This window comes from Actinosynnema pretiosum, from assembly GCF_024171695.1.
Classification (GTDB): Bacteria; Actinomycetota; Actinomycetes; order Mycobacteriales; family Pseudonocardiaceae; genus Actinosynnema; species Actinosynnema pretiosum.
The window spans coordinates 100,777-115,904 of the sequence record NZ_JAMTCF010000002.1; the positions used below are offsets into that span (position 1 = coordinate 100,777).

The following is a 15,128-nucleotide window of genomic DNA, read 5'->3' on the forward strand; positions in this document are numbered from 1 at the left end:
GTGGCGGGTGGCGGGGCGTGCACGTGGCGCTGCGGCGCGCGAGGCGGGAGCGCGGGAGACGCCTGGCTGCGGGGGCGGCGGAGTTCGGGAGGCGGCAGGGCGGGGGCGCGGGGGCGAACGGGGCGGCCGGTCGCGCGGGTGGCGGGGCACGAGGTGGCGCGACGGGCGAGGTGGGAGCGCCACGAGGCAGTGGCCCGGCGGTGGCACGTGCGAGGCCGGGCGCGGGGCGACCGAGTGGCGGGGTGGCCGGGGCGACGGGGCCCAGCGGGGCTTGCGAGGACTGGCGGCAGGCCGGTCCGGTGCCGAGGTGCCCGGAGTGTGTGCGAAGCCCGTCGCACCCCTGCGGGTAGCGGCAGGGTGCGCGGGGTGGCAGGCCTGCGGGTGGTGGCGGGCGCTCCGGGACTGGCGGGCGCGCGACGAGTGGCAGGTGTGCAGGGAGCGGCAGGCGTGCGCGGCCTGACGGCAGGCGTGTGGAGAGTGGCCGGCCTGCGTGGCCTGGTGGCCCTTTGGCGCCCGGCAGGTGTGCGGAGAGCGGCTGGCCTGCGCGAACTGGCGGCCTTGCGGCGCGCGGCAGGCGCGCGGGCTGCCCCCGACGCGCGGGGCAGCGGGATCTGCCCGTGACGGCGCGGTGGGCCGAGGAGCGGGGTCCGGCGCCGTTGGCGGACCCCGGTCGCTCACTTCCGGTTGACCAGCGCCCAGGTCGCGGGCAGCAGGCCCGCGGCCAGCGCGGTCTTGATCGCGTCGCCGATCAGGAACGGCACGACGCCCGCGGCCAGCGCCGCGCCGAGGCCCATGCCCGTGGCGGCCATCAGCCACGGCACGCCGAACGCGTAGATCGCCAGGTTGCCCAGCGCCATCGTGCCCGCCGTGCGCAGCGGGGTGCGGTCGCCGCCGCGCGCGGCCAGGAAGCCGACCAGCGAACCGGCGAACACGAAGCCGACGACGTAGCCCAGCGACGGCGGCGTGCCGTAGGACGCGCCCTGGAACCACGGCACGCCCGCCATCCCGGCCACCAGGTACAGCAGCATGGACGCCGAGCCGCGCCGCCAGCCCAGCGCCGCGCCGACCAGCAGCGCCGCGAACGTCTGGCCGGTGATCGGGACGGGGCTGCCCGGCACGGGCAGCGCGATCTGCGCGGCCACGCCGGTCAGGCCTGCGCCCGCGACGACCAGCGCGATGTCGCGCGCCAGCGCGCCGGGGACCAGGTCGGCGAGCACGGCCCTGCGGCCGGGAACGGCGAACACGGACACGGGGACCTCCAGTGGTTCGTGGGAACTCACCGGGAGGTTAATCGCGAACAACCCGTCCGGCGCTGGTCGGACCCTACAAAGTCCGCCGCTCATCGCAGTCCGCGCCCGCTAACCGGCACCGTCACCACACCGGGTGGTCACTGACGGGGGCGCGCCGGTTCGGTGTTCCGCCGGGTCTTGGTCCACCCGTCGCGCCCGCTCGCCAGCCGCGCCGCCGCCCGCCAGGACGTCACGTAGAAGGTGTAGATGTACAGCCCGTAGCCGAACCCGTACCCGAGCGAGCGCCAGAACCCGGTGCCCGGCTCGCAGCGCGCCCGGTACACCGGCCCCCACAGCACGAACGGCACCAGCCCGAACACCCCGTACACCGCGAACAGCAGCCACGCGCCCCCGGTGAACCACGCCCACACCGCGCCCGGCGCGAGCACCGCCTGGTGGGCGAGCAGCAGCAGCGGGATGGGGTAGACGAGCGTGCCGAGCAGCTGCATCCACGGCTGCGCCAGGTAGTAGGTCAGCTCCGCCGCGCCCAGCGTGGACAGGTGCGGCGAGTCCCAGACGCGCCGCAGGTAGCGGGCGCACTGCATGGTCCCCTGGCCCCACCGGGTGCGCTGCGCCAGGAACCGCCGCAGGCTGTACAGGCCCTCCTGCCGCACGTGCGTGCCGGTGGTGAACGCGGTCCGCCAGCCCGCCGTCAGCAGGTGCACGCCCAGCTCGAAGTCCTCCAGCAGCGACCCGCGCCACGGCCCGGCCGGACCGGCCACCGAGTCCAGCGCGGACAGCCGGGTGAACTGGCCGTTGCCGCCCAGCGAGATCGTGCCGGTGACGCCCCTGGACAGCTGGATCGCGGCGATCGCGGTCCGGAACTCCAGGTCCTGCATCCGCACCAGCCCGGCCCCGAACGCCCGCCGCCAGCGCGGGACGCCCTCCTGCCGCACCCCGGTGTTGACCATGCGCACGTCCACCTGGACCGCGCCGACCTCGGGCGAGCCGAACAGCTCGGGGGCCGCGCACACCGCGAGGCAGTTCTCGGCGGGCCTGCCGTCGGCGTCCACCACGACCACCACGACCCGGCTCGCGTCGAACGCGCGGCCCGCCGCACCGGCTCGCTCCACCAGCCACCGCCGCAGCTCCCGGTACCCCGCGTTCAGCGCGTCGCCCTTGCCGGTGCGCGCGGACGGCGCCCGCCTGCGCACCAGCCGCACCGCCGGGTCCTCGGCGGCCAGCGCGAGCACCACCCCGGCCGTGCCGTCCGCCGAGTCGTCGTCGACCACCCACACGCGCGCGGCCGGGAACGTGGCGCGCAGGTACCGCACCGTCCCGCCGACCACCGCCGCCTCGTCCAGGCAGGGCACCACGAAGTGCCAGTCGAACCCCGCCGGGTCCCCGGACGGCTCCGGCCTGCGCCGCAGGTACGGCACCACGATCACGCCCACGTACACCAGGAACGCCACGCTCATGGTCAGCGCCAGCGCCTGGGTGAACCCCAGCAGCGCGTCCAGGCTCACCGGCGCGTCGCCAGCCAGGTGAAGGCCACCAGCGCGGCGGCCCCGCCGAACACGCTCACCAGCGACCCCAGCAGCGTGTGGCCCCAGTAGTAGCCGTCCGCGACGCCCAGCCAGCGCACCAGGCCGACCATGACGAGCACCCGCGCCTGGTTCACCAGCACCACCGCGCCGCCCGCGACCACCAGCGCCAGCAGCACGTTCCTGGTGATCCGGGGCCGCAGCGCGACCATCACCGCGCCGACCACCAGCAGCGGGACCACCAGGAACGCCGAAGTGCACTCGGGGGTCATCCGCAGCCCGAGCGGCGCGTCGGTGCCGAGGCCGAAGTAGACGGTCTGCCGGTGCGCGGCCACCTCCACCCCGTCCTGGTCGATCAGGCCGAGCAGCGCGCCCGCCAGGGTGATCTCGGCGGCCCGGTACGCGGTGTGCGCGAGCACCAGCGCCGAGGCGACGCCGAGCAGGGCGGCCACGACCACCCGGTGCAGGCGCCCCGTCCGGGGGACAGCCAACGCCACGAAACTCAACCCTCTCCTGCACGACCGGTCAGCGCTCGAATGAGCTACCGAATGGACATCGGACCGCGCGCAGTGCGACTTCACTCCCTGATCAGGTGACAAAGTGAGGCTAATTCGGAACTGAAATCCACCGTAGGTGCGAGGTGGTGGGCGATTCGAGTGGCCGCGCTGGGCTTTTCCGGGCATCACCTGTCAAGGCATCCCCGGAACAGCCGATAGGTGCAAATGCTCCCCCCGAACGACTCCCTGGACGGAGAGAGGAAATCCATGCGTGTCCGAACCCCGCGCCGTAGCGGGTTCGCCGGGCTGGTCGCGGCGGCGGCCCTCCTGATGAGCGCGACGCCCGCCTGGGCGGCGGCGGGCGACGCCTCCGCCTTCGGCGTGAAGCTCGACCTGTCGCTGCTGGGCGCCAGGGCCACCTCGGTCGGCCCGTTCGCCGCCGCCCACTCCGAGGACGGGCCGCTCACCAGCACGTTCAAGACCGTCGACGTCCCCGGCGCGCTCGCCACCGGGGTGCTCACCACCGACTCGGCGCGCGACGAGCGCTCCGGCGGGCTGGGCGCCCGCGCCAGCGTGGCCGACGTGCGGGTGGACCTGCTGGCCGCGATCACCGGCTCCTGGTCCGCCGAGGCCGTCGAGGCCGAGTGCTCCTCCACCCAGGACGGGCTCACCGGGTCGGCCAGGCTGGTCGGCCTGCGCGCGGGCACCCTGGAGCCGCTGGCCGCCGAGCCCGCCGCCAACACCACCGTCGACGTGGGCGCCCTCGGCGTCACGATCGCCGAGCTCGTGCTCAACGAGCAGGTCCGCAACGACGACGGCAGCCTCACCGTCAACGCGCTGCGCCTGCGCCTGCTGGACGGCGTCGTCGGCTCGCTCGGCAGCGGCGACCTGATCATCTCGTCCACGACCTGCGGCGCCGCCGCGCTCCCCGTCCCGCTGGCCTCCGGCGCGGGCCTGTGGATCGGCGTCGGCGCGCTCGCGCTGGTCGTGCTGCCCGTCTCGTACGCGGCCGGCCGTCGCCGCGCCCCGGAGGTGGTGTGAAGGTGTACCGGATGCCTGGCGCAGGGGTCGCCGTGGGAACGGGCGTGGGAACGCTCGCCGCGACCGGCGCCGATGTGACGTGGTGGGCCGTCGCGGGTGTCGCGCTGCTCGTCTCCGGGATCCTGCTGCTTCGCAGGTCCCGCAGGCGGCACGCGCACCACGACGGCTGATCGCGAGCGGGGCCCCGGCGACCCAACCCCCCGAGCGCCGGGGCCCCGTGCCCTGACAGGGAGTACGAGATGAAGGAAGTCCTGCTGCTGGCGGGCACCAGGCCGGAGGCGGTGAAGGTCGCCCCGGTCGCGCTGGAGCTGGCCGAGCACCGAGGGCTCCGGCCGGTCATCGTGCACGGCGGGCAGCACGCGGGCGTCGTCGAGCAGGCGCTGGCCGCGTTCGGGCTGGTCCCGGACGTGGTGCTGGACGTGCCGCGCGCCACCGGGACCCAGGCGGAGCTGCTGTCGCTGCTGGTGCCCGAGATCGACCGGGTGCTGCGGCGGCGCGCGCCCGCCGCCGTGCTGGTCCAGGGCGACACCACCACCGCGCTCGCGGGCGCGCTGGCCGCGTTCTGGCGCGGGGTGCCCGTGGCCCACCTGGAGGCGGGCCTGCGCACCGGCGAGCTGGCCAGCCCGTTCCCCGAGGAGGGGACCAGGCAGATGATCGCCCGCATCGCCGCGCTGCACCTGGCGCCCACCGACGACGCGGCGTGCGCGCTGCTCGGCGAGTCGCTGCCCGACGGGAACGTGGTGGTCACCGGGAACACGGTGGTGGACGCGGTGCAGCGGGTCGCCGCCGCCGACCTGCCCGCGCGCGACCCGGACCTCGCGGTGCTGGAGCGGGTGCTCGACGAGCACGGGCAGCGCCTGGTGCTGGTCACCGTGCACCGCCGCGAGTCCTGGGGCGAGCCGCTCGACCGGGTGCTCGGCGCGGTGCGCGGCATCGCCGACCGGCACCCGGACGTGCGGGTGCTGCTGCCCGCGCACCCGAACCCGGCGGTGCGGGCGCAGGTCGTCGCCGCGCTCGGCGGGCACCCGAGGATCGTGGTGACCGATCCGCTGGACTACCCGGACCTGGTGCGCGCGCTGCGCAGGTCCGCGCTGGTGCTCACCGACTCCGGCGGCATCCAGGAGGAGGCGCCCTCGTTCGGGGTGCCGGTGCTGGTGCTGCGGGAGAGCACCGAGCGGATGGCCGCGGTGGACGCCGGGTGCGCGTGGCTGGTCGGCACCGATCCGACGCGCATCCTGGCCGAGGCGGGCTGGGCGCTCGGCGCGCGGCTGCGCCTGCCGCACAGCCGCAACCCGTTCGGTGACGGATTTGCCGCCATCAGGGTTCGAAAAGCACTGGAAAGGCTGGTGGGAATCGCGCCGGTTTCGGTGCTTTCCGGGGCTCCGACCGTTCCCGCTATGCGCGTTCCGTAATCGCTCACCCGGCGGTGGAGAAAAACGTTCCCGGTCGAGTGAGAACGGGTCTGCCGGTGATACGAAAAGGGCGGCCTGGTTCGATATCGGCCTCGAGGGGCGGAATAAAGCAGAAAGGCTTTCGACATGAACCACACCTGGGCGCGCCGAGTCGGAGCTGTCACCGCGGCACTGGCCATGGGGCTGGTGTCCACCGCGGCGCCCGCGCTCGCCGACGACACCCCCGCCGGGGTCGCGGCCGTCGGCCTCGCCGACTACGTCGTGAACGGGCAGACCGTCACCACCGGCGTGCTCGCGCCCTGCTCCGTGGACGGCGTGAAGGTCAACGCCTCGCTGCTCACGGTCCGGACCGGCGTGCGCTTCGGCCCCGGCTCCACCACCTGCACCACCAAGGTGGTCGACCCGGAGAACTACATCACCACCACCAAGTCCGAGGCGCTGGGCACCCAGTTCGAGCTGTCCGCGCTGATGGACGCGGGCGGCCCCCGCCTCAAGATCGCCTCCTGGCAGCTCTCCTGCAGCGCCACCCAGGAGGGCACCAGCGCCCAGTGGGGCATCAGCGGCCTGTCCGGCTTCACCGGCCTGCCGAGCCAGCTGACCGCCAACTACACCTACGACGTCAAGAAGGGCGCGACCCTGCTCGCGAAGGTCATCTTCGGCGAGGTGACCACCCCGCCGGACGGCAGCATCACCATGAACCTGATGCGCGTGCAGTTCCAGCCCGCGTCGGGCGTCACCGGCGAGGTCGTCGTGGGCTCCACGGCCTGCTCGCCCACCCCGTGACCTGGGCCTGACCCCAGGGACGACGACGGGGGCCGGGCGCTCACCACGAGCACCCGGCCCCCGGCCGTCAAGCCCGGCTCCCAGGTCGGAGCCACCCCGGTCAGCCGACCGCGGGCTCCCCGTCCAGCTCGACCCCGGCGGCCCGCAGCTGCTCCAGCGCCGAGTCCACGGTCGGCCGCGCCACCCCGGCGGTCAGCCCGAGCAGCACCCGCGTGGCGAACCCGGCCGCCGCCGCGTCCAGCGCCGTCGCCCGCACGCAGTGGTCCGTGGCGATGCCCACCACGTCCACCCGCTCCACGCCGCGCTCGCGCAACCAGTCCACCAGGGACGCCCCGTCGCCTGCCGCGCCCTCGAACCCCGAGTACGCGGCCTCGTAGGCTCCCTTGGAGAACACCGCCTCCACCCCGGTCACGTCCAGCTCCGGGTGGAACGAGGCGCCCGCCGTCCCGGCCACGCAGTGCACCGGCCACGAGTCCACGAAGTCCGGCGACTCGCTGAAGTGCCCGCCGGGGTCGACGTGGTAGTCCCGCGTCGCCACGACGTGGTCGTACCCGCCGTCCCGCACGTGCGCGCTGATGGCCGAGGCCACCGCCGCACCGCCCGCCACCGCGAGCGATCCCCCCTCGCAGAAGTCGTTCTGCACGTCCACCACGATCAGTGCCCTGCCCACAGCGCCCACCTCACAGGAAAGTCGTCGGGATCGCCGGTTCGCCCTTCGACAGCTTCAGCCCCTCCCACGGCACGCTCACCAGCGCCGCGCGCAGTCGCTCCCGGCTGCGCTCCAGGGAGTTGACGCCCTCCACCAGCTCGCCGCCGCGCGCCAGCGCGACCTGCAGCGGCCGGTCGTGCTCCTGGGACTCCGGCTGGACGCCGGGGCCGTACACGACCTCCTCCAGCGCCGTGCCGGTCTCCTTGTGCCTGCGCAGCGCGCCCTTGCGCCCGCCGCGCGACTCCTTGTGGGAGCTGCGCTTGGCCACCGGGCGGCCGTCCACCTCGACCAGCTTGTAGACCATGCCCGCCGTCGGCGCGCCCGAGCCGGTCACCAGCGAGGTGCCCACGCCGTACGCGTCCACCGGCTCGGCCCGCAGCGCCGCGATCGAGTACTCGTCCAGGTCGCCGGACACCACGATCCGGGTCGACTTCGCGCCCAGCCCGTCGAGCTGGTCGCGCGCCTGCCTGGCCAGCACGCCCAGGTCGCCGGAGTCGATGCGCACCGCGCCCAGCTCGGGGCCCGCGACGCGCACGGCGGTCTCGATGCCGTTGGTGATGTCGTAGGTGTCGACCAGCAGCGTGGTGCCCGCGCCCAGCGCGTCGACCTGGCTGCGGAACGCGGCTTCCTCGTCGTCGTGCAGCAGCGTGAACGCGTGCGCGCAGGTGCCCGTGGTGGGGATGCCGTACCGGCGCCCGGCCTCCAGGTTGGACGTCGCGGTGAAGCCCGCCAGGTACGCGGCCCGCGCGGACGCGACCGCCGCCTCCTCGTGCGTGCGGCGCGAGCCCATCTCGATCATGCGGCGGCCGTTGGCGGCGCCCACCATGCGCGCGGCGGCCGAGGCGACCGCGCTGTCGTGGTTCAGGATCGACAGGGCCAGCGTCTCCAGCACCACGCCCACGCCGAACGGGGCGGTCACGGTCAGCACCGGGGAGCCGGGGAAGTACAGCTCGCCCTCGGGGTAGCCGTCGACGTCGCCGGTGAACTCGTAGTCGTTCAACCACGCGAGCGTCGCGTCGTCCACCACGCCGGTGCGCTCCAGCAGCTCCAGCTCCGCCGGTCCGAACCGGAAGGACGTGATGGCGTCCAGCAACCTGCCGGTGCCCGCGACCACGCCGTAGCGGCGGCCCTCGGGGAGCCTGCGGGCGAAGACCTCGAAGACGCACGGCCGGTCGGCGGTGCCGTCGCGCAGCGCCGCTGCCAGCATCGTCAACTCGTAGTGGTCGGTGAACAGCGCCGTGGACGACATGTCCAGAGCGTAGGCGCGGCCTCGGCGAACGCGCATTACCCGGCCCTATGGGCTCCACCACCCTCGCGAACATGACACCATTGGCGGTATGACCACGCCCGTCGAGCAGGAGCGGACGCAGGCAGAGCCGGTCGCGGAGGAGGGGGCGTCGGCCGACAGCCCCTGGATGACGCTCGTCTGGAACGACCCGGTGAACCTGATGTCCTACGTGACGTACGTGTTCCAGAAGGTCTTCGGCTACAGCAAGGACCACGCGACCAAGCTGATGATGGACGTGCACCACAAGGGCCGGGCGGTCGTGTCGTCCGGCTCCAAGGACAAGATGGAGGCCGACGTGGCGAAACTGCACGCCGCCGGTCTGTGGGCGACCATGCAGCGGTCGTCGTGAACCGCTGGCACCGCTCCGGCGAGCAGGTGGTGTGCCACCTGGACCGCCAGGAGGCCGCGGTCGTGCGCGGCCTGGTGAGCCAGATCCAGGACATGCTGCTGGCGCGCGCCGAGGAGGCCCCGCAGGACGAGCTGTCCGAGCTGACCGGCATCCGCACCGGGCCGTCCACCCCGCCCGACGACCTGATCCTGGGCAGGCTCCTGCCGGACTTCCACCGGCTGGACCTGGACGAGCACGAGGCGGGCGACGAGGACTCGGCGGCGGCGCTGCGCTCGCTGCACGAGCCCGCGCTCCTGGACGCGAAGACCGGGGTGGCCGCCGTCGTGCTGGACACCTGCCCGCCCGAGGGCGGCGACGTGCGGCTCGGACCGGCCGAGGCGGAGGCCTGGCTGTCGGCGCTGAACGACGTGCGGCTGGCGCTGGGCACGGCGCTGGACGTGCAGGAGGACATGCCGGACGAGCTGCCCGAGGACGACCCGCGCTCCCCGCACCTGGGGGTCTACCACTGGTTGACCTGGGTGCAGGAGACGCTGGTCGAGGCGGTCATGGGGTGACCGAGCCCTCGGGGGGTCGGTCGTCGGACGGGGCGCTGTCGGACGAGGTGCTGCCGGACGGGGTGCTGCCGGACGGGGTGCTGCCGGACGGGGTGCTGCTGGGCCGGTCCGGCAGCGCGGTCGTGCTGCTGGCCCCCGACGGCGGGCTGGTGGCCGGGGTGGACCTGCGCGGCGCGCCCGCCGGGACCCGCGAGCTGGACCTGCTCGCGCCGGGGACGCTGGTCGGGCGGGTGCACGCGGTGGTGCTGTCCCGCGACGGGCTCGGCGCCGAGGACGGCGTGCTGCCGTGGCTGGCCGAGCGCGGCCGGGGCTTCCGGGTCGGCGCGGGCGAGCACGAGGTCGTGCCGATCGTGCCTGCGCTCGCGGTCGGTTCCGGGCAGGGCGACCCGGCCTCGGGACGCGCGGCGTGCGAGGCGGCCGAGCCGTGGACCGGGGACGTCGTGGCGCTGATCGGCCCCGCCGGGACGCCGGACCGCCGGGTCGCCGCGCTGCTGCTGGTGCGCGCCGCGCTCGACAAGGCCGGGTGCGGCCGGGTCGCCGCGTCCGCCCGCGACGGTTTGGTGCGCGCCGGGCTGGAACTGCCCTCGGCGGTGATCGCGGTCGCCACGGGCGAGGACACCGGGACCCCGCTGGACGCCCTGTGCGCCGACGCGGCCGACCGCCTGCGCGCCGCAGCGCTCTGACCGCTGCCGCCTGACCACTGCCGCCTGACCGCTGCCGCCCGACCGCGCCCCGGCCCGCTCGGCCGCGCCGCCGCCGCCTGATCGCTGCTGCCCGTCCGCTGCTGCCGCCCGACCACCGCTGCTGCCGCCTGATCGCCGTCGCTGCCCGACCGCCGCTGCCGTCAGCCCCCGCTTCGGGTGCCCGTGAGTTCGAGCCCGCCGCCGCCGGGTACCCCGCCCGCATGTTGCCGCTACTGCGCAAGTTCACCCGCAGCGTCGAGCGCAGCGAGGCGCTCGACCGCGCCGCCGCCGCCATCGCCGAGTTCATCCCGCCGCAGCTGCGCGACCACCGCGTCACCAACGTGCTGCGCGGCAAGTTCCTCGGCCACCCGCTGCACCCCATCGCGGTCATGCTGCCCATCGGCATGTACGCCGCCTCCGCGGTGCTCGACGTCGTGCCGGGCGAGTCCAAGGCCTCCCGCGCGCTGATCGGCATCGGCCTGGCGTCCACGCCGGTCGCCGTGGCCAGCGGGCTGGCCGAGTTCACCTCCCTGGAGAAGGACCAGCGCCGCGCCGCCGTCGCGCACCTGGCCCTCAACGGGGGCGCCACGCTCTGCTACCTCACCTCGTTCCGGCTGCGCGGCCACGGGTTCGGCGTGGTCGCCCGAGGGGTCTCGCTGGTCGGCCTGACCCTGATCGGCGTCGGCGGCTACCTGGGCGGCCACCTCACCTACGCGCAGGGAGCGGGCGTCGGGCGCGAGGCCGGGGGCTGGGAGTTCTCACAGGTCGGGACGTCCACCGCCGCCCCGTAGGATGGACGCGTGCTGGTGATTCGCCGTGACCTGGTCGACGAGGTGGTCGCGCACGCCCGTCGCGACCACCCGGACGAGGCGTGCGGGATGCTCGCGGGCCCCGAGGGCTCCGACCGCCCCGAGCGGTTCGTCCCGATGGAGAACGCCGAGCGGTCCCCGACGTTCTACCGGTTCGACGCGGCCGAGCAGCTGCGCGTGCACCGGGAGATGGAGCGCGCGGACGAGGTGCCGGTGGTCATCTACCACTCGCACACCGCGACCGAGGCGTACCCGTCGCGGACCGACGTCTCCTACGCCCACGAGCCCGACGCCCACTACGTGCTGGTGTCCACCCGCGACCCGGAGCGCCACGAGCTGCGCTCGTACCGGATCGTCGACGGCGTGATCACCGAGGAGCCCGTGGAGGTCGTCGACTCCTACGCGCCCCAGACCAGCGGCGCGGACGACGCGCCCGACCGGACCTGAGCCAGGACCGGTCCCCGCAGCCGCACCACCGCGCCACACTGTCCGGTTCGCGCCGTCCCACGGAGGAAAGCAAGCATGGCCGTCACCGTCTCCATCCCCACGATCCTGCGCACGCACACCGGCGGGCAGAAGTCCGTCGAGGCGAAGGGCGCCACGCTCGCCGAGGTCATCGACGACCTGGAGGGCAACCACGGCGGCATCAAGGCCCGCCTGGTGAAGGAGGGCGCGCTGCACCGGTTCGTCAACGTCTACGTCAACGACGAGGACGTCCGCTTCTCCGGTGGCCTGGGCGCCGAGGTCAAGGACGGCGACAACGTCACGATCCTCCCGGCCGTCGCGGGCGGCTGATCCGGCCGTGGCGCGCTACGAGTCGCTGCTGGACGCGGTCGGCGGCACGCCCCTGGTGGGGCTGCCCCGGCTCTCGCCCTCGCCGGAGGTCCGGCTGTGGGCCAAGCTGGAGGACCGCAACCCGACCGGTTCGATCAAGGACCGGCCCGCGCTGGCCATGATCGAGCAGGCCGAGCGGGACGGGGTCCTCACCCCCGGCTGCACCATCCTGGAGCCGACCTCCGGCAACACCGGCATCGCGCTCGCCGCCGCGGCCAAGCTCAAGGGCTACGGGCTGGTGTGCGTGATGCCGGAGAACACCTCGTCCGAGCGCAAGCAGCTGCTCCAGGCGTACGGCGCGCGGATCGTGTTCTCCCCGGCGGCGGGCGGCTCGAACCAGGCCGTCGCGCGCGCGAAGGAGCTGGCCAAGGACCACCCGGACTGGGTGATGCTCTACCAGTACGGCAACCCGGCCAACGCCGACGCGCACTACCGGGGCACCGGGCCCGAGCTGCTGGCCGACCTGCCCACGCTCACCCACTTCGTGGCGGGCCTGGGCACCACGGGCACGCTCGTCGGCGTCGGCCGCTACCTGCGCGAGCACAAGCCCGACGCGCAGGTCATCGCCGCCGAGCCGCGCTACGGCGAGCTGGTCTACGGGCTGCGCAACCTCGACGAGGGGTTCGTGCCCGAGCTGTACGACGCCGAGGTGCTGACCGGCCGCTACTCGGTCGGCTCCTACGACGCGCTGCGCCGCACCCGGCAGCTGCTGGAGGTCGAGGGGATCTTCGCGGGCATCTCGACCGGCGCGATCCTGCACGCGGCCCTCGCTGCCGCCGAGAAGGCGGTGGCGAAGGGCGAGCGCGCGGACATCGCGTTCGTGGTCGCCGACGCGGGCTGGAAGTACCTGTCCACCGGCGCCTACGCGGGCACCCTGGACGAGGCCGCCGAACGCCTCGACGGGCACCTCTGGGCCTGAGCCCCGCGCCGCCCGCGCACGTTTCGGACGGACGTGCGCGGGCGGCGCGCGGCGATTCGACCGCCGACCGGTGACTGCCTGCGGCTGGCGGTTCGCCGCTCGCGCCACCCCACCCGGCGATTCTCCGGCGCCCGCTCGTGCCGGGCCCCTCGCGCCGGGCCGGTCGCGCGGCGCCCGTCCTCCGGGGCCTGCTTTCCCGCGCCTTCCGCGCCACCCCCGTCATTCCACGTCATCCGTTCCGCGCGATCCGTTCCGCAGCGTGCACGGCCGTTCCGCACAGCGGGTGCCTGCCGCAGGCGAACGGGCGATGTGACTGGACGGCCCCCGCTCCCTGGGCGTACCGCTGAGTGGAGCACCGGCGTCGCCGAGCCCGGACGGGGGGACCGTGAACCGCAACCCGCGCACGCCGCCACCCCCGCGCGCCCCCGCACCGGAGGTGGTGGGCCGCCCAGCGGTGCGCTCAGGGGGCGTCGCGCCGCTGCGGGGGTCGCTGCGGGCGGGGGCTAACGGCGCGCGGGCCCACGACGACGGTCACACCGACGAGGGCGCTCGGCGGGGTGGCAGAACTCCTGGAGGGGATTTCATGAGAAGTGCGGGCCTGTTTCGTGAAAACCGTGACCGCAATTCAACGGATTCACCCGGAGGGCTGGCCCGAGAAGTGCGGAAAGGCAATTCCGTCCCCTTTCTCGATGCTATCGTGCCGCCATGCGGCTGACCGTGCTGGGCTGTGCGGGGAGCGTCCCCGGCCCCGGCACGCCGACGTCCGGCTACCTGGTCGAGGCCGGTGGCGCGCGGATCGTCCTCGACCTGGGCAGCGGCGTGTTCAGCGGGCTGCTGCGGCGCTGCGACCCGTTCGACCTGGACGCCGTGCTGCTCTCGCACCTGCACCTCGACCACTGCGCGGACTTCAGCGCGCTGGCCACCTACCGCCGCCACCACCCGGAGCCGCCGCACGACCCCGAGGCCCGCCGGTTATCCGTGCTGGCCCCCGGCCACGCCCCCGAGCGCCTGGCCGCCGCGCACGCCGCGAGCCGCGCCGAGCTGGCGCGGTTGCGCCTGGCCGAGCTGTTCGACTTCACCCCGCTGGAACCGGGCGGCTACCGGGTCGGCCCGGTCGAGGTCGAGGTGGCCAGGATGCGGCACATCTGCGAGGCGTACGCGTTCCGGCTCACCCACGGCGGCCGGTCGCTGGTGTTCAGCGGCGACACCGTGCAGTGCGGCGAGCTGGTCGAGCTCGCCAGGGGCGCCGACCTGCTGCTGGCCGACGCGGCGTGGCGCGAGCAGGCCGGGCGCGCCGACCACCTGCACATGAGCGGCAAGGAGGCCGCCTCGGTGGCCGCCGAGGCCGGGGTGGGCAAGCTGCTGCTCACCCACGTGCTGCCCTGGTCGGACGCGCAGGGCGTGCTGGCCGACGCGCAGGCCGAGTTCGCCGGTCCCGTCGAGCTGGCGAAGCCGGACGCGGTGCACGAGGTCTAGCGGGCGCCGTCCGGGGGAGGGCTGGGCCGCGAGGGGCTGGGCCGCGCGACCCCGCCCCTCAGCCCGCGAACGCCCGCGACATCAGCCCCGTGCCCGCGTCGGGCACCACCAGCACCGAACCGGCCAGCTCGCCGCCGCCGTGCGCGCCCTCCCTGGCCGAGGTCACGTACAGGTCCGTCAGGTCCGGCCCGCCGAAGCAGCACCCGGTTGGCCGCTCGACCGGCAGCTCCAGCTCCCGGTCCAGCACCCCGTCCGGCGTGTACCGCCGCACCGCGCCGCCCTCCCGCAGCGCCACCCACAGGCAGCCGTCCGCGTCCACGCACAGCCCGTCGGGCAGCCCGCGCTCCACCGCGACGAGGGTCCGCAGCCCGCTGACCCCGCCCGTGGCGCGGTCGAAGGCCATGACGTCGATCCGGCCGTCCGCCGCGTGGTAGAGCAGTTGCCCGTCCGGGCTCCACGCGAGCCCGCCGCCCGGCCCGAGGTCCTTGCGCACCACGGCCGCGTCGCCGTTCGCGTCCACCCGCGCCAGCCAGCCGTCGGCCGCCTCACCGCCGTACCGGGTGGTCCCGGCCCAGATCCGCCCGGTCGGGTCGACCTCGGCCCCACCGGCGGACACCCCGTCGCGCGCCCAGTACACCAGCCACGTCTTGGTCTCGTTCGGGTCGATCAGCGCCACCCCGTCGCGCAAGTTCAGCACCAGCCCGCCGCGCGTGCGCGGCTTGGCCGCCCCCACCGGCTGGGGTATCACCAGCACCGCGTCGTCCCCGGTGGCGGGGGAGTGGCGGTGAACCCCGCAGGCCGGGACGTCCACCCAGACGAGCGTCGAACTAACGGGGTCCCAGGTGGGGCTGGCGCCCCAGGTGGCCCCGGAGCGCACGGCGACATCGGTCAGCACCGGGCCACCCTAAGGGCAAGGCGCCCGGCGGCACCCCAGCGCCCGAGCGGGACGCGCGCACCGCGACCGGGCCCGCCGCGCTCGCCCACCGCGTCCGCCCGCCGCG

The 15,128-nt window shown here is 74.8% G+C and carries 18 protein-coding genes; 12 read left to right on the forward strand and 6 right to left on the reverse strand.

What is annotated here, in order from left to right:
• Window positions 1-674: 674 nt before the first annotated feature.
• From LV78_RS03720 to xrtP, 3 genes are all read right to left on the reverse strand, one after another.
• Window positions 675-1,250 (reverse strand): biotin transporter BioY, encoded by a 576-nt coding sequence (locus tag LV78_RS03720; protein WP_253843322.1) that lies wholly within the window; start codon window positions 1,248-1,250, stop codon window positions 675-677.
• 137 nt (window positions 1,251-1,387) lie between these two features.
• Window positions 1,388-2,755: an XrtP-associated glycosyltransferase gene (locus LV78_RS03725; RefSeq protein ID WP_486303507.1), complete on the reverse strand. Its 1,368-nt coding sequence runs from the start codon at window positions 2,753-2,755 to the stop codon at window positions 1,388-1,390.
• On the reverse strand, window positions 2,752-3,270 hold the full coding sequence (xrtP, locus tag LV78_RS03730) for an exosortase P (RefSeq protein ID WP_308208672.1): 519 nt from the start codon (window positions 3,268-3,270) through the stop codon (window positions 2,752-2,754). Before xrtP ends, LV78_RS03725 begins: the two co-directional genes overlap by 4 nt.
• A gap of 267 nt (window positions 3,271-3,537) precedes the next feature.
• On the opposite strand from xrtP, the gene LV78_RS03735 reads away from it, so the two are divergent.
• From LV78_RS03735 to LV78_RS03750, 4 genes are all read left to right on the forward strand, one after another.
• Window positions 3,538-4,311 (forward strand): choice-of-anchor protein CoaP, encoded by a 774-nt coding sequence (locus LV78_RS03735; protein ID WP_253843323.1) that lies wholly within the window; start codon window positions 3,538-3,540, stop codon window positions 4,309-4,311.
• 11 nt (window positions 4,312-4,322) lie between these two features.
• Window positions 4,323-4,481 (forward strand): LAXTG motif-containing small protein, encoded by a 159-nt coding sequence (locus LV78_RS03740; protein ID WP_301305825.1) that lies wholly within the window; start codon window positions 4,323-4,325, stop codon window positions 4,479-4,481.
• Window positions 4,482-4,550: 69 nt separating this feature from the next.
• A complete protein-coding gene (gene wecB, locus LV78_RS03745; protein ID WP_253843325.1) occupies window positions 4,551-5,723 on the forward strand; it encodes a non-hydrolyzing UDP-N-acetylglucosamine 2-epimerase in 1,173 nt (390 codons plus the stop codon).
• 126 nt (window positions 5,724-5,849) lie between these two features.
• Window positions 5,850-6,506 carry a hypothetical protein gene (locus LV78_RS03750; protein WP_253843326.1) on the forward strand — a complete coding sequence of 219 codons (657 nt, stop codon included), beginning with the start codon at window positions 5,850-5,852 and terminating at the stop codon, window positions 6,504-6,506.
• A gap of 100 nt (window positions 6,507-6,606) precedes the next feature.
• Here the strand turns inward: LV78_RS03750 and LV78_RS03755 are convergent, their stop codons facing one another.
• Window positions 6,607-7,176, reverse strand: coding sequence for an isochorismatase family protein (locus LV78_RS03755; RefSeq protein WP_253843327.1), 570 nt, complete (start codon window positions 7,174-7,176; stop codon window positions 6,607-6,609).
• A 10-nt stretch (window positions 7,177-7,186) separates the two neighbouring features.
• On the reverse strand, window positions 7,187-8,464 hold the full coding sequence (locus LV78_RS03760; RefSeq protein WP_253843328.1) for a nicotinate phosphoribosyltransferase: 1,278 nt from the start codon (window positions 8,462-8,464) through the stop codon (window positions 7,187-7,189).
• An 88-nt stretch (window positions 8,465-8,552) separates the two neighbouring features.
• Between LV78_RS03760 and clpS the strand changes: the two genes are divergently transcribed.
• The 8 genes from clpS (at window position 8,553) to LV78_RS03800 (ending at window position 14,127) form a co-directional block, all read left to right on the forward strand.
• A complete protein-coding gene (gene clpS, locus LV78_RS03765) occupies window positions 8,553-8,852 on the forward strand; it encodes an ATP-dependent Clp protease adapter ClpS (RefSeq protein ID WP_253843329.1) in 300 nt (99 codons plus the stop codon).
• Window positions 8,849-9,406, forward strand: a complete 558-nt coding sequence (locus LV78_RS03770; RefSeq protein ID WP_012783624.1) for a DUF2017 domain-containing protein — start codon at window positions 8,849-8,851, stop codon at window positions 9,404-9,406. Before clpS ends, LV78_RS03770 begins: the two co-directional genes overlap by 4 nt.
• Window positions 9,403-10,089, forward strand: coding sequence for a peptidase S58, DmpA (locus tag LV78_RS03775; protein ID WP_253843330.1), 687 nt, complete (start codon window positions 9,403-9,405; stop codon window positions 10,087-10,089). Before LV78_RS03770 ends, LV78_RS03775 begins: the two co-directional genes overlap by 4 nt.
• A gap of 221 nt (window positions 10,090-10,310) precedes the next feature.
• Entirely contained in the window at window positions 10,311-10,880 is a 570-nt protein-coding gene (locus tag LV78_RS03780; protein ID WP_253843331.1) for a DUF2231 domain-containing protein, read from the forward strand.
• A 9-nt stretch (window positions 10,881-10,889) separates the two neighbouring features.
• Window positions 10,890-11,345 carry a M67 family metallopeptidase gene (locus tag LV78_RS03785; protein WP_253843332.1) on the forward strand — a complete coding sequence of 152 codons (456 nt, stop codon included), beginning with the start codon at window positions 10,890-10,892 and terminating at the stop codon, window positions 11,343-11,345.
• Window positions 11,346-11,420: 75 nt separating this feature from the next.
• Window positions 11,421-11,693, forward strand: a complete 273-nt coding sequence (locus LV78_RS03790) for a MoaD/ThiS family protein (RefSeq protein WP_096491726.1) — start codon at window positions 11,421-11,423, stop codon at window positions 11,691-11,693.
• A 7-nt stretch (window positions 11,694-11,700) separates the two neighbouring features.
• Window positions 11,701-12,651, forward strand: a complete 951-nt coding sequence (locus tag LV78_RS03795) for a PLP-dependent cysteine synthase family protein (RefSeq protein ID WP_253843333.1) — start codon at window positions 11,701-11,703, stop codon at window positions 12,649-12,651.
• Window positions 12,652-13,356: 705 nt separating this feature from the next.
• On the forward strand, window positions 13,357-14,127 hold the full coding sequence (locus tag LV78_RS03800) for an MBL fold metallo-hydrolase (RefSeq protein WP_253843334.1): 771 nt from the start codon (window positions 13,357-13,359) through the stop codon (window positions 14,125-14,127).
• A gap of 58 nt (window positions 14,128-14,185) precedes the next feature.
• Here LV78_RS03800 and LV78_RS03805 read toward each other — a convergent pair whose 3' ends face one another.
• Window positions 14,186-15,022 carry an SMP-30/gluconolactonase/LRE family protein gene (locus LV78_RS03805; protein ID WP_253843335.1) on the reverse strand — a complete coding sequence of 279 codons (837 nt, stop codon included), beginning with the start codon at window positions 15,020-15,022 and terminating at the stop codon, window positions 14,186-14,188.
• Between the last annotated feature and the right edge of the window lie 106 nt (window positions 15,023-15,128).